Below are 18017 nucleotides of genomic sequence, written 5' to 3'. Positions count from 1 at the left end.
TAAGACAATCATTTATTAATTTTATACAAAAATTATAATGAAAGTCCTTATTACTGGAGCAACTGGTCTTGTTGGAACAGCACTTACTGAATTGCTATTGCAAAATGGTATAAAAATCAATTATCTCACAACCAGCAAAAATAAAATCGAACATCAACCTAATTATAATGGTTTTTATTGGAGTCCAGAATCTGGAGTCATCGACGAAAATTGTCTGATAGGTGTAAAAACAATTATACACTTAGCGGGAGCAAATATTGCAAAACGATGGACATCTAAATACAAACAAGAAATAATTGAAAGCAGAGTATTATCTGCAAATTTGTTGTTTAATGCTTTAAAAAACAATCCACATCAAGTAAAACAATTTATATCAGCATCAGCCATAGGTATTTATCCAGATAGTTTAAAAAAATATTATACTGAGGATTTCACGAAATTTGACGACAAATTTCTTTCTAATGTGGTTGTAAAATGGGAAGAATCTGTAAATCAAATGGAAAGATTAAATATAAATGTGTGCAAACTTCGTATAGGATTAGTTCTTTCTACAAAAGGCGGTGCACTTCCCGAAATATTAAAGCCAATAAATTTAGGAATTGGTTCTGCATTTGGTACAGGAAAGCAAATGCAATCTTGGATACATATTCACGATTTAGTAAATATGTTTATGTTTGCACTGCAAAATAATCTTCAAGGAGTTTATAATGCAGTAGCACCTTCTCCAGTTACTAATTACGAATTAAACTCTGCTGTAGCGCAAATCTTAGAAAAACCTTTTTTCATGCCAAACATTCCTAGGTTTATTATGAAATTAGTCTTGGGAGAAATGCATACTTTACTTTTTGAAAGCCAAAATGTAAGCAACCAAAAAATAATAACAGCTGGTTTCGACTTCCAATATAAATCGATAAACTCAGCCTTAAAGCAACTATTAGAAAAATAAAAAAGTGTTTGCTACAGCAAACACTTTTTTAGTATAGTGAATTAATAATTATATGTAAGAAAGAAGATGTAATTTTAATTTATTATTTTCAAATTTAGCTAAACAATTACGGTTTTCTCTTAAAATTATATTAAAGTTTTTAATGACAATTTGACATTTTTTTATAATTGGCAGTACTTTTGCAATGTGTAAAGAATGTTTCAAAATATATTTAAAAATAAATCAAAGATGACTACTGAGAATACTGAAATTGATAAAGAATTAGATGAAATAACATTAGAAGAAAATGCTAATGGCGAGCAATTAATTGTAGAAGAGTTAAGTGCTGAAGAACAATTAGCTAAAGATTTAGCTCATGAAAAAGATAAGTTTTTGCGTCTTTTTGCTGAATTCGAAAATTATAAAAGACGTACTTCAAAAGAAAGAATAGATTTATTTAAAACTGCCAATCAAGAAGTTTTGCAAGCCATGTTGCCAGTTATGGATGATTTTGACAGAGCTATTGTTGAAATTTCTAAATCAGAAGATGAGAATCTAATAAAAGGAGTAGAACTTATACATGCAAAACTAAAAGACACTTTGTTTTCTAAAGGGTTAGAAGTTATGGAAGTAAGAACTGGAGATGCTTTTAATGCTGATTTTGCTGAAGCAATTACACAAATTCCAGCTGGTGATAAACTAAAAGGAAAAGTAGTCGATGTAATTGAAAAAGGATATAAATTAGGTGATAAAATCATCCGTTTTCCTAAAGTAGTTATTGGAAATTAAATCAAATGGTCACCCTTAGCTTAGTTGAAGGGTAAAATTATAAAGATGAAAAAAGATTTTTACGAAATATTAGGCATCACAAAAAGTGCATCTGAAGCCGAAATAAAAAAAGCATACCGAAAAAAAGCAATCGAATTTCACCCTGATAAAAATCCTGGTGATGCTGCTGCCGAAGAAAAATTTAAAGAAGCTGCCGAAGCATATGAAGTATTAAGTGACGCACAAAAGAAAGCACAATATGATCGTTTCGGACACCAAGCCTTCGAAGGAGGTAATGGCGGCGGCGGCGGTTTTCATGGCGGCGGAATGAACATGGACGATATCTTTAGTCAATTTGGAGATATTTTCGGTGGTGGTGGTTTCGGCGGATTTGGTGGCGGTGGCGGAGGTCAACGTCGTACTAAAGGAAGTAATTTGAGAATAAAAGTCAAATTAACGCTAGAAGAAATTGCCAACGGTGTCGAGAAAAAAGTTAAAGTAAAACGCAAAATTCAGGCGCAAGGAGTTTCATACAAAACTTGTTCTACTTGTAATGGTCAAGGCCAAGTAATGCGTGTAACTAATACTATTTTGGGTCGTATGCAATCGGCTTCAACTTGTCCAACTTGTGGAGGTTCAGGTCAAATTATCGAAAAAAAACCAGCTAATGCCGATGCACAAGGAATGATTCTAGAAGACGAAACAGTTTCTATAAAAATCCCTGCTGGTGTTGTTGATGGAATGCAATTAAAAGTCTCTAATAAAGGAAACGATGCGCCAGGAAATGGAATTCCAGGTGATCTTATTGTAGCTATCGAAGAAATAGAACACGAATTCTTAAAGCGTGAAGGCGAAAATTTGCATTACGATTTATATATTAGTTTTGCTGAAGCAGTTCTAGGAATATCCAAAGATATTGAAGCAGTAAACGGAAAAGTTCGCATCAAATTAGAAGAAGGAATACAATCAGGAAAAATACTCCGATTAAAAGGAAAAGGAATTCCAAGTATAAATAGTTATGGTAATGGAGATTTGCTAGTTCATGTAAATGTTTGGACGCCAAAAACTTTAAACAAGGAGCAAAAACAATTTTTTGAAAATAATATTTCAAACGAAAACTTTATTCCAAGTCCAGAAAAGTCAGAAAAATCATTCTTTGAGAAAGTAAAAGATATGTTTTCATAATTTATAGAACAGGTTTATACCTGTTTTATTTTTTTTCCCATCCTAGTGCAAATTAGGGTGGGTTTTTTGTAACAAATAGTCACACTTTTCTACTAATTCTTTACATTTACAAACACAAAGCCAAAAAGGCATAACAGACTAAATAAATCAATTTTATACAATGAGTAATATTCTTGAAGTTAAAAATGTAGTCAAACAATACGGTGATTATACTGCCCTAAATAGTGTTTCATTACAAGTTCCTAAAGGTAGTATTTACGGACTTTTAGGTCCTAACGGCGCTGGAAAAACCTCTTTAATCCGTATTATCAATCAAATTACGATGCCAGATAGTGGTGAGATAATTCTCGATGGCGAAAAATTATCACCACACCACGTACAACATATTGGTTATATGCCAGAAGAACGTGGTTTGTATAAAACTATGAAAGTAGGGGAACAATGTTTGTATCTCGCACAGCTAAAAGGATTGTCTAAAGCGGAAGCTCAAAAACAACTTAAATATTGGTTCGAAAAATTCGAAATTGAAGGTTGGTGGAATAAAAAAATACAAGAACTTTCAAAAGGAATGGCGCAAAAAGTACAGTTTGTAGTTACGGTTTTGCATCAACCTAAATTATTAATTTTTGACGAACCCTTTTCAGGTTTCGATCCTGTAAATGCCAATTTAATAAAAGACGAAATCTTAGAATTAAAGAAAAAAGGATCTACTATTATTTTCTCTACACATCGTATGGAAAGTGTCGAAGAATTATGTGATGATATTGCTTTAATTCACAAATCGAACAAATTGATTGAAGGAAAACTGGAAGATGTAAAACGCCAATACCGAAAAAATACTTTCCAAGTAGGAATCATGACAAATAATGTAGAAGGTTTAATGTATGATTTAACCCAAAAATTTACAGTAGGTCAAACAGATTTCAAATCTCTAAATGATGACTTGAAACTAGAGATAGATTTAGGAACAGCAACATCAAATGAGTTGTTAAGTATTTTGACAAATAGAGGTCAAGTAACTCATTTTGCAGAAAACATTCCGAGCGTAAACGATATATTTATTCAAACTGTAAGTCAAAAATAATGGGAGTACTATCACTTATCATAAAAAGAGAATTTATTGCAAAAGTTCGTAATAAATCATTTATTATAATGACTTTTCTAAGTCCATTATTAATCGTAGGGTTATCATTTTTCGTAGGCTATTTAGCTAGTATGAATAAAGATGAAGTAACAAAAATAGCTATTTATGATGAATCTGGAGTTTTAAAATCCGATTTCAAAAATACCAAACAAACTGTTTACATCGATTTGTCAGGAATGCCATTAAAACTGGCAAAAGACACTGCAAACAAGAATTATGAAGGACTTATTTTTGTTCCTAAAGTAGCTAATATTCAAGATTTATCAACTAAAGTAGAATATATTTCAGATGAAAGTCCTAGTATGGAATTCATCATGGGAATTGAAGATGTAATCGATACTAAATTAACCCAAAACAACTTAACTACGTTAGGCTTTGATTACGATAAAATCGAAAAAGCAAAAGTAGATTCCAATATACATTTAACTAAATTTTCTGGAGAAGATACCATAAAAGGGATCAATGAAATGAAGATTGCAATAGGTGGCGCATTTGGTTACTTAATCATGATGTTTATTATTATTTATGGTAATTTCGTTATGAGAAGTGTTATCGAAGAAAAAACATCTAGAATTATCGAAATCATTATCTCATCGGTAAAACCATATCAGTTAATGATGGGAAAAATTATCGGAAATTCATTAGCAGGAATTCTTCAATTTGCCATTTGGGCAATTGTAGGAGCTATTTTGTTATTTGGAGTTTCGGCATTCTTTGGTATGCAAACTGGTGCTCAAGCCAGTATTGATCCAGCAATGGCAAATGCAGTACAGCATGAACTAGGAACTACCATGCAAAGTTACATTAAAGAAATTTTTAACTTACCATTGGGAACATTACTTACTTGTTTCGTAATCTATTTCATAGGTGGTTATTTCCTATATAGCTCATTTTATGCAGCTATCGGAGCCGCTGTCGATTCAGAAACCGATTCTCAACAATTCTTATTGCCAATCATTATGCCACTTATGTTAGGTGTTTATATCGGATTTTTTACCGTAGTCAACGATCCGCACGGAACAGTAGCTACAGTGTTTTCCATGATTCCGCTCACATCACCTATTGTTATGCTAATGAGAATTCCGTTTGGTGTGCCATGGTGGCAATTAGCACTATCTATCACCATATTATTTGCAACATTTCTAGGTGTAGTCTGGTTTGCTTCAAAAATTTATAGAGTAGGAATCTTAATGTATGGCAAAAAACCAACCTGGAAAGAATTATACAAATGGCTTAAATATTAATTTAAGTAGCAAAGTTTTAAAGAGTCAAAGTTTTTCCTTTGAAACTTTGTAACTTTGCACCTTTGAAACTAAAAAAAATGAGCAAAATCCTAATCATCGAAGACGAACCTGCAATCCGACGTGTATTAACTAAAATACTAACGGAAGAAAGCGATACTTATATTGTCGACGAAGCCGAAGACGGTTTACAAGGTCTGGAAAAAATAAAAAATGAAGAATATGATTTGGTACTTTGTGATATCAAAATGCCAAAAATGGACGGTGTCGAAGTCCTAGAAGCCGCAAAAAAAATCAAACCTGAAATACAAATGGTGATGATCTCTGGTCACGGAGATTTAGAAACTGCCGTAAATACAATGCGATTGGGCGCTTTCGATTATATATCGAAACCACCAGATTTAAATCGTTTGTTAAATACTGTTCGTAATGCTTTAGACAAAAAAAAGTTAGTCGTAGAAAACAAAATCTTAAAAAAGAAAGTTTCTAAAAACTACGAAATGATAGGCGAGAGCCAACCCATCAATCATATCAAAGACATGATTGAAAAAGTAGCACTAACCGAAGCTAGAGTTTTAATCACTGGACCCAACGGAACAGGAAAAGAACTCGTAGCACATCAATTACACGAAAAAAGTGAAAGAGCTAATTTTCCTATAATAGAAGTAAACTGCGCTGCTATTCCATCTGAATTGATAGAAAGTGAATTGTTTGGACATGTAAAAGGCGCTTTTACATCGGCAGTAAAAGACCGTGCAGGAAAATTCGAAGCCGCAGATGGTGGTACTATTTTTCTAGATGAAATAGGAGATATGAGTCTTTCGGCGCAAGCCAAAGTATTGCGTGCCTTACAAGAAAGTTTGATACAAAGAGTAGGAGCAGACAAAGACATAAAAGTAAATGTTCGTGTTGTAGCGGCAACCAATAAAGATTTAAAAAAAGAAATAGCCGAAGGTCGTTTCCGTGAGGATTTATACCATCGTTTGGCAGTAATTTTGATAAAAGTTCCAGCTCTAAATGATCGTCGTGATGATATTCCTTTATTAATAGAGCATTTTAATGATAAGATAGCCTCAGAACAAGGAAATGTGTCAAAAGTATTCTCAAAACAAGCTATAAAACTACTACAGGAATATGACTGGACAGGAAATATTCGAGAATTGAGAAATGTCGTAGAACGCTTAATTATTTTAGGTGGAAATGAAATTTCCGAAGAAGATGTAAAGCTCTTCGCAAGTAAATAATAAATTAAAAGATTTAAATAATTAGATCTTTGAATCAATTAAAATGAAACTAAAAAAAATAAACGAAAACCTGCAACAAGCACTTATCGAAAACGGTTTAACTGAAGCCAATGAGTTGCAACAAGAAACATTTAGTACTATTAAAAGTGGTGCCGATGCAGTTATAGTTGCACAAAAAGGTTCTGGAAAATCTACAACAATAATTATTAATGTGATTCAGCGAATGGAAAAATCCGTTGGAGAAAGCACAAGAGCATTAATCATTGTCGAAAACAAAGAACGTGTTTTACAAATGGAAGATATGTTCTTGAAATATGCTAAATACCATGATCTAAGTATTTTAGGAGTTCATGACAAAGGTGATATCGATTACGATAAGAACATTGTTTCATTAGGATTAGACGTGCTTATTGGAACTCCAAATAGGATAAATGCTATGTTTGCTTCGGCAGGATTTAATATCAGCACAATAAAAATGTTTGTAGTAGATGATGCTGATATTCTTTTCAGAAATCGTATGGATGCTGTTATTCACAGATTATCAAATAGTATAGATAAAACACAGAGACTTTTTTTTACTACCGACTTAACCGAAAGAGTTGAATCGCTTGCCGATAAAATAATGATAGAACCTTTGTTTTTCGAAATGGATGAAGATGACGAAGAGGAAGAAGATGAGGAAGAAGACGAAAACGAAGATTAATTTAAAATAAAATAGGATATGGGATTGATGAAAATATTTTCGGGAAGCGAAATTTTAGCACAAGCATTACAATCAAAAATTGAAGCAGTTGGCGTAAATACAATTATAAAAAACAACATACAATCGGCTAAATTAGCTGGTTTTAGAACTGCCGATCAAGCAGTAGAAGTTTTTATTCAAGAGATAGATTTTGGAAAAGCTAATCCAGTAATTGAAGAATTTAGAATGAGTATCTAACTTTTTAAAAAAGCATAAAAAAAGCCACAATTTAAATTGTGGTTTTTTTATGCTTTCAAATCAAAGTTGAATACAATCGACTCAAAGTCGCTTATGTTCGATGCAAAGTTGAATATATTTGAGTCAAAGTTGTTTATGTTTGAGTCAAAGTTGAATACAATCGACTCAAATTCACTTATGTTTGACGCAAAGTTGAATATATTCGAGTCAAAGTCACTTATGTTCGAGTCAAAGTTGATTATGTTTCGATAAATTTTCAAATTCCCTAATTAATCTATCTTACACCTTCACAAAAATCTAATTATCTAAAAAACAAATTTACTTCAGTCTCAAAAATATCCACAGGAATACCATGACCCAATTCACTAAGAAGATGTAACCTAAAATCATTTTTTAGCGGCAATAATTTCATGATAAAATCAAGGTTATCTTTTGCCAAAATTACATCGTCTTGGTTTCCAATTACGATTTGCAACAAATGATTGTGATTGTCATTAATAACAGGAATATTTTGTAAAACCGAAGTCCGATAAGGCAATGCTGGATTAAATAACAAAGCAGGAATTTGCATTAATATAGAAAGATAAAAGCCTGCAAAACCACCCATACTACTACCAATAATATAATTTATATTTTGGTTTTTATATTCCCTATATAAAGTTTCAATCATGTTTGTATTCGCTCTATAATCTAAATCTGGAGCAATAATATTTCCGAATGGTTCCAGAATGACCTTTTTTTCGTCGCTTAAATTACTGTCCAATCCGTGTAGATAAAGAATGTTCATTGTTTTTATTTTAGATATAAATCAAATATCTGAATTCTTTTTTTCATAATTCAAATTCATATTTAAAATTGTCAAATTCCTTAATTAATCTATCTTTGCACCTTCAAAAAATCGATTAAATAAATAACCGAAAATGATTACAGTAAACGATATTTCCGTACAATTTGGCGGAACCACTTTATTTAGCGATGTTTCTTTTGCTATCAATGAAAATGACAAAATTGCCTTAATGGGTAAGAATGGTGCAGGAAAATCTACTTTATTAAAGATAATTTCGGGTCAAGCAAAACCATCAACTGGAAATGTGTCAGCACCAAAAGATGCGGTTGTAGCTTATTTGCCTCAGCATTTGCTCACTACTGATGGCGCTACAGTGATGGAAGAAACTTCAAAAGCATTTGGAGAAGTTTTTGCCATGAAAGCCGAAATTGACGAAATCAATGAGCAATTAACCATTCGTACAGATTATGAAAGTGACGATTACATGAAACTAATCGAAAGAGTTTCGGACTTATCGGAAAAATTTTATGCTATCGAAGAAATAAATTATGAAGCAGAAGTAGAAAAAATACTAACTGGTTTAGGATTTATGCGTGAAGATTTTACGCGTCAAACTTCAGAATTTTCTGGTGGTTGGAGAATGCGAATCGAACTAGCAAAAATCTTATTGCAAAAACCAGATTTAATTCTACTAGATGAGCCAACCAATCACATGGATATCGAGAGTATTCAATGGTTAGAAGATTTCTTGATAAATTCTGCGAAAGCCGTTGTGGTAATTTCTCACGATAGAGCCTTTGTCGATAATATTACCAATCGTACTATCGAAGTGACGATGGGAAGAATTTACGATTATAAAGCCAAATATTCTCATTATTTAGAACTCAGAAAAGACCGAAGAATTCATCAACAAAAAGCGTATGACGAGCAACAAAGAATGATTGCAGATAATCAGACTTTTATCGATCGTTTTAAAGGAACTTTTTCTAAAACTGATGCGGTTCAGTCTCGTGTAAAAATGCTCGAAAAGCTAGTGCTTGTTCAGGTTGATGAGGTAGATACTTCTGCTCTAAAACTTAAATTTCCGCCAGCTATTCGTTCTGGTCAATATCCTGTTGTTGTAAAAGATATTACAAAATCCTATGGTGATAAAGTTATTTTTCAAGATGCCAATATTGTTATTGAACGTGGCGAAAAAGTAGCTTTTGTAGGTAAAAACGGGGAAGGAAAATCGACCATGATTAAAGCCATAATGAAAGAAATTGAAATCAATTCTGGAAGTGTCGAAATTGGACATAACTCTCAAATTGGTTATTTTGCACAAAATCAAGCGTCCTTATTAGACGAAAACGGAACCATATTTTCTACTATCGATGATATTGCTGTTGGTGATGTTCGTACTAAAATAAAAGATATTTTGGGAGCTTTTATGTTTCAAGGTGATGACATTACCAAAAAAGTAAAAGTACTTTCTGGAGGAGAAAAAACGCGTTTGGCAATGATTAAATTATTGTTAGAACCTGTAAACTTATTGATTCTAGATGAGCCTTCAAACCATTTGGATATGAAAACCAAAGATATTATTAAAGAAGCTTTACGTGATTTCGACGGAACATTAATCCTCGTTTCTCACGACCGTGATTTCCTTGATGGATTGGCAACCAAAGTTTTCGAATTTGGTAACAAACGTGTCAAAGAACATTTTGAAGATATTGCTGGTTTCTTAGCCCATAAGAAAATGGATAGCATGAGAGAAATAGAAAAATAAGAATTATTTTATATAAATTAAAACCCGACAAGATTTAATTCTCGTCGGGTTTTTCAATAAAACAAATTAACCAAAAAACTTATTTTACAGCTTCAACCAATCTAATAAATTCTGATTTGTAACCATCGGTATCATTAGACAAACCAAGTCTTGCTAATTTTTTAATCTCGTCAGATGATTTATTAGATATTAATTTTGAATCTCTCAATTTTAATCCAAACCAAGCTACTGATGCAGTAAACTTTAAATCATCAGAAGCGTTTTCTAACACGCTAGATTTATTCTCAATAATCTGAACCATTTCGATACTTTTATCACCATCAGGTTTTTTGTAACGGAATTTTATGGTAGCTAGCTCATCGTTAAAATTATTTCCTGTTGGTTCTACTTTTGTATATTTTAAATCGGAAGTTTCATTATAAAAATCACTTTTCACATCATTTGGAATAATTTCGTATAAAGCTGTTACGGTGTGATTACTACCTAATTCTCCTGCATCAATCGCATCATTTTTGAAATCTTCTGGACGCAATTTTCTGTTTTCATAACCAATTAGTCTATAACTCTGAACGTGTTTTGGGTTGAATTCAATTTGAATTTTCACATCTTTAGCAATGGCAAACATCGAACCTTTAAATTCTTTACCCAAAAAACGATTGGCTTCCTGAATGTTATCGATATATGCGTAATTTCCGTTGCCTTTATCGGCAAGAATTTCCATTTTACTATCTTTGTAATTCCCCATTCCGTAACCCAAACAAGTTAAGAAAACACCGGATTTTCTTTTGTCTTCTATTAGTGTTTGCATATCGCCATCGGAAGAAGTACCTACATTAAAATCGCCATCGGTGGCTAGAATGACACGATTATTTCCACCTTTTATAAAATTTTCTTCGGCAGTTTTGTAAGCCAATTGAATTCCTGCTCCACCAGCAGTGCTTCCGCCAGCATTTAGTTTTTCTAATGCGTCAATAATAGTTTGTTTCTCATTTCCAGAAGTTGGAGGCAAAACCAATCCTGCAGCGCCAGCATACACGACAATTGCTACTTTATCTTCTTTGCGAAGTTGCGCTACTAGTACTTTTAGTGATTCCACTAATAAAGGTAATTTGTTAGCATCACTCATCGAACCCGAAACATCGATTAAGAAAACTAAGTTGGAAGCGGGTAAATCATTAGTTGGAATGTTTTTGCCTTGCAAACCAATTTTTACTAATTTATGTTTGCTATTCCAAGGACATTCGCTGTATTCAGTATTAATAGAAAACGGATTATTGTCTTTGGGTTGTGGATATTGGTATTTAAAGAAATTCATCATTTCCTCTATTCGAACAGCATCTTTTGGAACCGTTTGCCCGTTGTTGATGAATCGGCGAACGTTGGTATAAGAAGCATTATCGACATCAATTGAAAAAGTAGAAAGTGGTGCTGTTTTTGGACTTTCGAAAGCATTTTCTATTAAACTATTGTAATCTTCATCGTTTGGAATCGGAGTTTTATTAATGTTTGAATATTGTTTTAGGTCGTCTTTTTTTTCTGAAAAAGAACGACTTCCACGTAAAACTATCCTTGATGAAGCTCCAACTGCCACTGAAGAATTAGTGATTTGTAGCCCAGAAACTTTCCCAGATAAAGTTTGATTACTTTCTGCTTTTTTTCTTTCTTTTCTTGATGAAATAGGTCTTTCTTCTGATTCATAATCTGATGAATAACCAACAACAACCACCTCTTGCAATTGTTGCTGATTATCTTGCATCTTCACATTAATAACATTTGATGTGCCAACGACTCTAATCTCATCGTTCATTCCCATAAAACTGTACACCAATGTTTCTCCTACTTTCGCTTGAATTTTATACGTTCCATCAAAATTTGTTGTAACACCTCGTTGTGTTCCTTTTACTACAACATTTACACCTGGTATTGGTCCAGAAGAATCGGTTACAACTCCTGTAATTGTTTTTTGCTTTGCCTGTTCGCTTACGCTCGAGTCTTGTCCGAAAGTTAGGACAGAAATTAGCATCATAATGCTTGCTGAAATAAGTTTTAAAGTTTTCATGATTTTAGTTTTTTAAATTATTAGCTTTATTTTTTTGATATTCTTGTATTTGTAATTTAATTTTTGCTTGTTTTTTAAGTTCCCTAATTTCGTGTCGTGTTAAATTTTTAGTTTTAATAATAATCACTCCATTTGATCCATCAATCCCATAAAGAGCCTCTGCTTTTATACCTTTTAGTATATTTATACTTTTAATATTAATAGAATCTAAATGTGTTAATGAATTTCTATCTACAATTTGATTATCAATAACATATAATGGATATTCACTTTTTTTAATTGTTGCCATGCAATGAAAAGCTTTGTAAGTTTTTTTTTCTGCTTTTATTGAATCTTTTTCTTGTCCAAAAGCCACGAAACTTATAAGCATAGTTATGGCTAATGAAATAGATTTTAAGCTTTTCATAATCGTAATTTTAAAGATTAAATTTTTGAATTTTTGTCTATTTTGGCGCTACCGGTTTTCCCGTTTTAGTAGTAATAATCACAACACCCTTTTTTCCTTTTTCGCCATAAATAGCGATTGCATTTTCGTCTTGCAAGATTTTAATCGTTTTAATTTCTTGCTTGTCTAATGGTGTATAAGGACTTGTTGGATTCTTGCCAAACAGCGATTCTTCCGAATAATAAGCACCGTTTATAATGTATAAAGGTTCCTTTAAATAAATAACCGATTCCAGTTCTTCGTTATCCATTTCTGCAAGTGTTTTTTCTCCAGATTTTTTACTATTGGCAATGGGTTTACCATCAATAACCACTAGCGGATCATTTTTTGTGTCTTGAGAATCTGCTTTTCTACTCTCTTTTTTGCCTGATTCTTGAGATGTATGATGCACACCAATAGCGTCAAAAACATTACCTCGCAATACATAGCCTGAATTGTTTGCAGAAGCTACATTTGAAGCTCTTTTTGCATTCTCATCAGAAACTGAAACAGATTCTTCAAGTTCCTTAGTCATCGCTGGTTCGGCATCTTTTTCGGCTAAAACAGCCACTTTAGATTCTGCTTCAATTTGTTTTTTAAGTATTTTTTCGGCATCGGCTTTAATAATGCTATTGTTTTCTTCGGTACTTACAATCGCATTTTCTTCAGTAATTGTATCAGACAAAACTTCCTTTTTTGAATCTGAAACTACAATTTCATTTTCAGGAATTATTATTTTATCCTCAGTTTTCAAGAACTGAAATACTATAATTCCCACTAAAACTAGCGAAGCTGCCACAGCTAGTTTCTTCCAATTGTTATTTTGTTTTTTGTAAACAACCGTATCGAGTTTTGCATCAACTCGTGACCAAATTTTCTCCATTTCGGGAAAGTCTTTGGTTTCTGCTTTCTCGGCAGCATTTTTAAATTGTTCGAATATTTTATCTTGATTTTCCATTTTTACTTTGCTTGTTTGTAATACAAATTGTTTACTAAATCTTTCAACTTTGTTTTTGCTACATTCAATTGTGATTTCGATGTGCCTTCAGAAATGTTCAGCATAGTTGCTATTTCCTTGTGACTGTAGCCTTCAATAGCAAATAAATTGAAAATTGTTTTGCAGCCAGCAGGAATATAATCTAACAATTTGAGTAAATCTTCTTCTTCCAAATGTGTGTTTGGTAAACTCTCAGGTTGTAACTGAAGCTTCGTGTCCTCCAAATATATATTGAAATTCACATTGCGTTTCAGCTGATGAAGACAGTTATTTACTGCAATTTTCCGAGCCCAAGCTTCAAAAGCACCAAGCTCTTTTAATGTGTCTATTTTTGTGAAAATAGTATAAAAAGCATCGGCCAACACTTCTTCTATTTCTTCCTCTTTCTTTAGGTAACGCTTGCAAGTGCGATACAATTTTGGAGCCATAAGCTCATACACCTCACGTTGTGCGTCTCGGTGCATTTTTTTGCAGGCTAATATTAGGTTTTCGTTTATCACAATGAATGTCTTTATACTAAAGAGGCTATTTTTTATAAAAAGGTTGGGACGAAGGTAAAATATTTTTTATTTAGTAGTAAAATAATTTAGGCGTTACCACAAGGGTCGGGCTTTTCGTTGCAATTTTTTTTTCGGGAAAAACCTCAAAAAAGGATTTCCACTACAATCCCTAACGCAATTAGGTACAAAAAAGCCAATAGTTAAATGAGTTTTAACTATTGGCTTTTTCCTGATGACATGTTTTGCAGTTTGTAGAAGTGGCGAATTAAGGAAGTTAAACTTTCGGTTAAGCACTGACTTCAAAGACACAAAATAAACTTTAAATTAAGCTCAAAAATTGCAATAATGTAGAAGCTGTGTTGTGTGTTCGTTTTTTTATTTTTTCCACTCACTAAAATTAATTCTATAAATATTTACCGACATTCCTTTAAAATGAATGTTTTTATCTTTTCGCATTCCGTTCTTTTTTGCGATTTTTTCAGAATTAATATTTTCAGTATGAATTATTGAAATTAGGCTTTCTGAATAATTATTATCAAATGCAAAATTTTTACATTTTTCAGTTGATTCGGTTGCAAATCCTTTTTTTCTATATTCTGGTAAAATAGAATAGGCAATTTCAATTTCTTGTTTTCCTTCAATTTCTCTTACTAAAAGTCCACTTTGTCCAATAATTTTATTTGTTTTCTTATCTAACAAAATATTATGTCCGCCTAAATCGTTTTTATATCTTTCAAATGTCATTTCAAACCAAAGTTTACATCTTTCATTTGGTGTTTCAATTTTGTCAACTCCTAAAAATCTACAAACTTCAATATCTTTAAATAATTCAACACAATCATTAAAATCCTCAATATTTAATAACCTAAATTTTAATCTTTCTGTTTCTTGTCCTTCTAAAGTATATTTCATTGTATGATTCTTTATTTTGCAATTTATGAAATTGTGAATTTATTTGTTTTGTCTTGGTTTTTTTGTTTTGTTCAGTCAAAATAACGCACATCGTTCTAGCGCTTAGTGAGGTTTGGTACTAAATTAAGCCCTATTCTCTGATTTGCCAGATCCCCCCAAAATAAAAACCAACTTTCCATTAAGCCAATTACCCAAAACCGTTGTAGTAGCTGTTAGGCAGTGTTAGATTTTTTTCATGAGAAATTGTCCCAATCCTAGTTTAAATATTACTTCGGCTTCGGTTAGCTTTAGAACTAGAAGGTTAAACTTTTCTTTCTCCGAAGTAATTAAAGTAATCGATTTTGTTTTTTCATTAAATGACCATTTTCCGTTCATATTTTGGCCAAATGCAAAAGCAATAAATTCGCTATTATTTTTAAACTCAAAAGTCATTTTGTCAATTATATCTGCTTTTAAGGTTTGTCTGCCTAGATCATCAACTTTTTTATTTAAAGCTTTCTTAAAAATCCATTTTCCTTCTAAATTTCCTGCGCTTTGAGCGCTCAAAGTCATACTTACTATCAGAAAAAATAACATTGTAATAATTTTTTTCATGCAATTTTAATTTTGTTATTCATTGTTTCTCGAGTACTAATATCAACTAACTATTATTTTGTTGTCTATAATTATTTTTTATTCTTACTCCTTCAAAACCATATCAATCACCATCACAGCGGCAAAAATAAGTTGTCTTTCGACAGAATCTTGTGGTACAATTTCGTTTATAGAAAGTACATAATTATCGGCGCTGGTAAAAAATTCTTTGCCAATTCCTGCCCATTTTTTGCTCACAGCACCAAGTTCTTTACCGTCTTTATTAAATTTAAAATCCCAACCCGTCCATTTTCCTTGTAAGGTACAAACTGGTTTTTGGTGTTTGTCTACAATTTCGAACTTGCCACCAAAAGACCAGAATTTTTGTTTAAAATAACCTATAAGTTGCGCTCTTTCGTCGAAAACTTCAATATCTGAGCGAAAAATGGCCACGCCACGTTTCATGTTTAGGATTGGTTTGCCTTCGGTTGTAGTTACAAGAACGTTAAACGGTGTATGCTTTTTGTATTTTGTAAAGCGAAAAATTTTAGTAAAAGTCCCTAAATTAGGTTCTTTACTCGTCATTAAATGCTTGTTAGAATTGGGATCGAAAATGTCATAACTGTTTGAGGCTTTAAACATTCCTACTTTTTCTTTAATCAAGTAAAGATTTTGGTTTAATAATGGATTCATTTTTTAGATATGATTAGTTTATAAATTTTTGTTTCTAATTTTTCGGTGTCATTGTCCTCGCAAAGTAAGAATTCTAAATGAGATTCGGAATTTTCGAATAAAGTTAATCCTTCAAATTTATGAGTATTTGAAATTTGGGTTGTAAAATCGATTTTAAAAGTTTCCACATCAATACAACCTAGTATACTTCCTAAAACTTCCCCGTCATCGTAAGTAGAAAGTGTGTCTTCGGCAGCAGCTAGGAAGTAAATTTTATTATCGACTAAAATGGCATCGGTAAATGAGGTTTCTACGTGTTTAATTTTGGGTAATGGTATGTGTTGAAAATGGACATTATCATCAATTATAATAATTCCGTTTTTAGCATTTGTGCCATTTCCCCGTTGAAATAAATATAATTTTCCCTTGTAAAATAAAGCACCTTCAATGTTTAATTCTTCATCCGAAATTTGAATGGTGTTTTTTATATTTTGATATGTTTCAGAAAAATCATTTTCTTGAATTTTCTGAGTTTCGATATTGAAAATGATACTTTTATTTCGGTTTTGGGTTGATCCTGAACCGAAAATATGGAGTTCATTCTCTTTTAATGTAATAGATTCGAAATCTGGTTTATTAATTTTAAGGATATTTTCGGATGGATTTTCTATTAATTGATGTTTTATCAATTTATCGGATACTAAATTGTACTGATATAAAAATCCTGCGTTATCACTAATAAAGTATAATGAGTGGTTTGTAAATACGATTCCTGAGGCAGAACCAATGCCTGAAATTTTTAAGTACTCCGAAAGTTGAAATTTTTGCATAAATTAGCTGATAAGTTTAGCCCTGATGGAAACGGCATCCTTTTTCTGGCTTCTTTAGCCAGAGAAAGATAGAGTGTACAGCAGGAAATAGCTCTTAAAAAAACAAATATAAAACAAAGAATATGAAATCGATAAATCCAGATGATTTTAAAGTAACGGACAAAATTGCGTTGTCTAAAATTCCGACCGAGCTAAAAATTGATGCCGATGATGATGAAAAAGAAGAAAAGCTGGACAAAGTGAGTAGCAAGTTGAGCTCTTTCCAAGATGTTATGTATGCACACAACAGATATAGTGTTTTAATTTGTTTGCAAGGCATGGATACTTCTGGCAAAGACAGTTTGATTCGAGAGGTTTTTAAGGAATTTAATGCTCGTGGGGTAGTGGTTCACAGTTTTAAGACTCCTAATTCGACCGAATTGGAACATGATTATTTATGGCGTCACTACTTAGCGCTGCCAGAAAAAGGAAAGTTTGCCGTTTTTAATAGAACACATTATGAGAATGTTTTGGTTACTCGTGTGCATCCTGAATATATTATGTATGAGAATTTGCCAGGAATAGACAACGTTTCAAATATAACACCTGAGTTTTGGAAAAATCGTTTTGAGCAGATTAATAATTTCGAAAAACATATTGTTCAGAACGGTACTATTGTGATGAAATTCTTTTTGAACATGAGTAAAGAGGAGCAGCGAAAAAGATTGTTGCATCGATTAGATAATCATGTGGACAATTGGAAGTTTTCTATTGGCGATTTAAAAGAGCGAGAACTTTGGGATAACTACATGTCTTGTTATGAAGATGCTATTAACAACACTTCTACTAATCACGCTCCATGGTATATAATTCCAGCTGATGACAAAGAAATGGCAAGGTATATTGTGGCAAAAATAATTTGGGAAGAAATGCAAAAACTCACTGATATTAAAGAACCTGAATTAGATGATAAAGTGAAAGAGAATATGAAGTTGTACAGAGAACAGTTAGAAAAAGAATAAAAAAAATGCACTGAATCTCAGTGCATTTTTTAAAATATTTTATTTGA

General features: G+C 32.2%; 19 protein-coding genes. 10 read left to right on the top strand and 9 right to left on the bottom strand.

Annotation, left to right across the window (positions count from 1 at the left end; genetic code table 11):
- The first annotated feature begins 37 nt into the window (after nt 1-37).
- The 8 genes from ACKVOV_RS01165 (at nt 38) to ACKVOV_RS01130 (ending at nt 7447) form a co-directional block, all read left to right on the top strand.
- Entirely contained in the window at nt 38-946 is a 909-nt protein-coding gene (locus tag ACKVOV_RS01165) for a TIGR01777 family oxidoreductase (protein WP_409204944.1), read from the top strand.
- A 195-nt stretch (nt 947-1141) separates the two neighbouring features.
- Entirely contained in the window at nt 1142-1714 is a 573-nt protein-coding gene (locus tag ACKVOV_RS01160) for a nucleotide exchange factor GrpE (protein WP_409204943.1), read from the top strand.
- Between the two features lie 45 nt (nt 1715-1759).
- Complete coding sequence (gene dnaJ / locus ACKVOV_RS01155) at nt 1760-2878, top strand: molecular chaperone DnaJ (protein ID WP_409204942.1); 1119 nt, start codon at nt 1760-1762, stop codon at nt 2876-2878.
- 160 nt (nt 2879-3038) lie between these two features.
- Nucleotides 3039-3962 (top strand): ABC transporter ATP-binding protein, encoded by a 924-nt coding sequence (locus tag ACKVOV_RS01150; protein ID WP_409204941.1) that lies wholly within the window; start codon nt 3039-3041, stop codon nt 3960-3962.
- Nucleotides 3962-5266 (top strand): ABC transporter permease, encoded by a 1305-nt coding sequence (locus ACKVOV_RS01145; RefSeq protein WP_409204940.1) that lies wholly within the window; start codon nt 3962-3964, stop codon nt 5264-5266. The genes ACKVOV_RS01150 and ACKVOV_RS01145 overlap by 1 nt, the downstream gene beginning before the upstream one ends.
- 77 nt (nt 5267-5343) lie before the next feature.
- The gene (locus ACKVOV_RS01140) at nt 5344-6507 is read left to right on the top strand and encodes a sigma-54-dependent transcriptional regulator (protein ID WP_409204939.1); all 1164 of its coding nucleotides are present in this window, start codon (nt 5344-5346) and stop codon (nt 6505-6507) included.
- A 43-nt stretch (nt 6508-6550) separates the two neighbouring features.
- Nucleotides 6551-7210, top strand: coding sequence for a DEAD/DEAH box helicase (locus tag ACKVOV_RS01135; protein ID WP_409204938.1), 660 nt, complete (start codon nt 6551-6553; stop codon nt 7208-7210).
- Nucleotides 7211-7228: 18 nt separating this feature from the next.
- Nucleotides 7229-7447 (top strand): putative signal transducing protein, encoded by a 219-nt coding sequence (locus tag ACKVOV_RS01130; protein WP_409204937.1) that lies wholly within the window; start codon nt 7229-7231, stop codon nt 7445-7447.
- Nucleotides 7448-7748: 301 nt separating this feature from the next.
- Here ACKVOV_RS01130 and ACKVOV_RS01125 read toward each other — a convergent pair whose 3' ends face one another.
- Nucleotides 7749-8234: a YqiA/YcfP family alpha/beta fold hydrolase gene (locus tag ACKVOV_RS01125; RefSeq protein ID WP_409204936.1), complete on the bottom strand. Its 486-nt coding sequence runs from the start codon at nt 8232-8234 to the stop codon at nt 7749-7751.
- 133 nt (nt 8235-8367) lie between these two features.
- Here ACKVOV_RS01125 and ACKVOV_RS01120 point away from each other — a divergent pair, with 133 nt between their 5' ends.
- Nucleotides 8368-10002, top strand: a complete 1635-nt coding sequence (locus ACKVOV_RS01120) for an ABC-F family ATP-binding cassette domain-containing protein (protein WP_409204935.1) — start codon at nt 8368-8370, stop codon at nt 10000-10002.
- Nucleotides 10003-10081: 79 nt separating this feature from the next.
- Here the strand turns inward: ACKVOV_RS01120 and ACKVOV_RS01115 are convergent, their stop codons facing one another.
- The 8 genes from ACKVOV_RS01115 to ACKVOV_RS01080 form a co-directional block, all read right to left on the bottom strand.
- Nucleotides 10082-12061, bottom strand: coding sequence for a YfbK domain-containing protein (locus ACKVOV_RS01115; RefSeq protein ID WP_409204934.1), 1980 nt, complete (start codon nt 12059-12061; stop codon nt 10082-10084).
- A gap of 4 nt (nt 12062-12065) precedes the next feature.
- A complete protein-coding gene (locus ACKVOV_RS01110) occupies nt 12066-12467 on the bottom strand; it encodes a hypothetical protein (protein ID WP_409204933.1) in 402 nt (133 codons plus the stop codon).
- Nucleotides 12468-12504: 37 nt separating this feature from the next.
- Nucleotides 12505-13443 carry a hypothetical protein gene (locus ACKVOV_RS01105; protein WP_409204932.1) on the bottom strand — a complete coding sequence of 313 codons (939 nt, stop codon included), beginning with the start codon at nt 13441-13443 and terminating at the stop codon, nt 12505-12507.
- A gap of 2 nt (nt 13444-13445) precedes the next feature.
- On the bottom strand, nt 13446-13946 hold the full coding sequence (locus ACKVOV_RS01100; RefSeq protein ID WP_395059533.1) for an RNA polymerase sigma factor: 501 nt from the start codon (nt 13944-13946) through the stop codon (nt 13446-13448).
- A gap of 411 nt (nt 13947-14357) precedes the next feature.
- A complete protein-coding gene (locus ACKVOV_RS01095; protein WP_409204931.1) occupies nt 14358-14894 on the bottom strand; it encodes a GNAT family N-acetyltransferase in 537 nt (178 codons plus the stop codon).
- Nucleotides 14895-15116: 222 nt separating this feature from the next.
- Nucleotides 15117-15488 carry a hypothetical protein gene (locus ACKVOV_RS01090; protein ID WP_409204930.1) on the bottom strand — a complete coding sequence of 124 codons (372 nt, stop codon included), beginning with the start codon at nt 15486-15488 and terminating at the stop codon, nt 15117-15119.
- Nucleotides 15489-15572: 84 nt separating this feature from the next.
- Complete coding sequence (locus ACKVOV_RS01085) at nt 15573-16160, bottom strand: phospholipid scramblase-related protein (RefSeq protein ID WP_409204929.1); 588 nt, start codon at nt 16158-16160, stop codon at nt 15573-15575.
- Nucleotides 16157-16969, bottom strand: coding sequence for a DUF6929 family protein (locus ACKVOV_RS01080; RefSeq protein WP_409204928.1), 813 nt, complete (start codon nt 16967-16969; stop codon nt 16157-16159). The genes ACKVOV_RS01085 and ACKVOV_RS01080 overlap by 4 nt, the downstream gene beginning before the upstream one ends.
- A 122-nt stretch (nt 16970-17091) precedes the next feature.
- Between ACKVOV_RS01080 and ACKVOV_RS01075 the strand changes: the two genes are divergently transcribed.
- Nucleotides 17092-17970: a PPK2 family polyphosphate kinase gene (locus ACKVOV_RS01075; protein ID WP_409204927.1), complete on the top strand. Its 879-nt coding sequence runs from the start codon at nt 17092-17094 to the stop codon at nt 17968-17970.
- The last annotated feature ends 47 nt before the right edge of the window (nt 17971-18017 follow it).

Source organism: Flavobacterium sp. (assembly GCF_046153165.1).
GTDB lineage: Bacteria > Bacteroidota > Bacteroidia > Flavobacteriales > Flavobacteriaceae > Flavobacterium.
The sequence above is the reverse complement of the archived record's forward strand: the minus strand, read 5'-3'. Positions and strand labels throughout refer to the sequence as shown.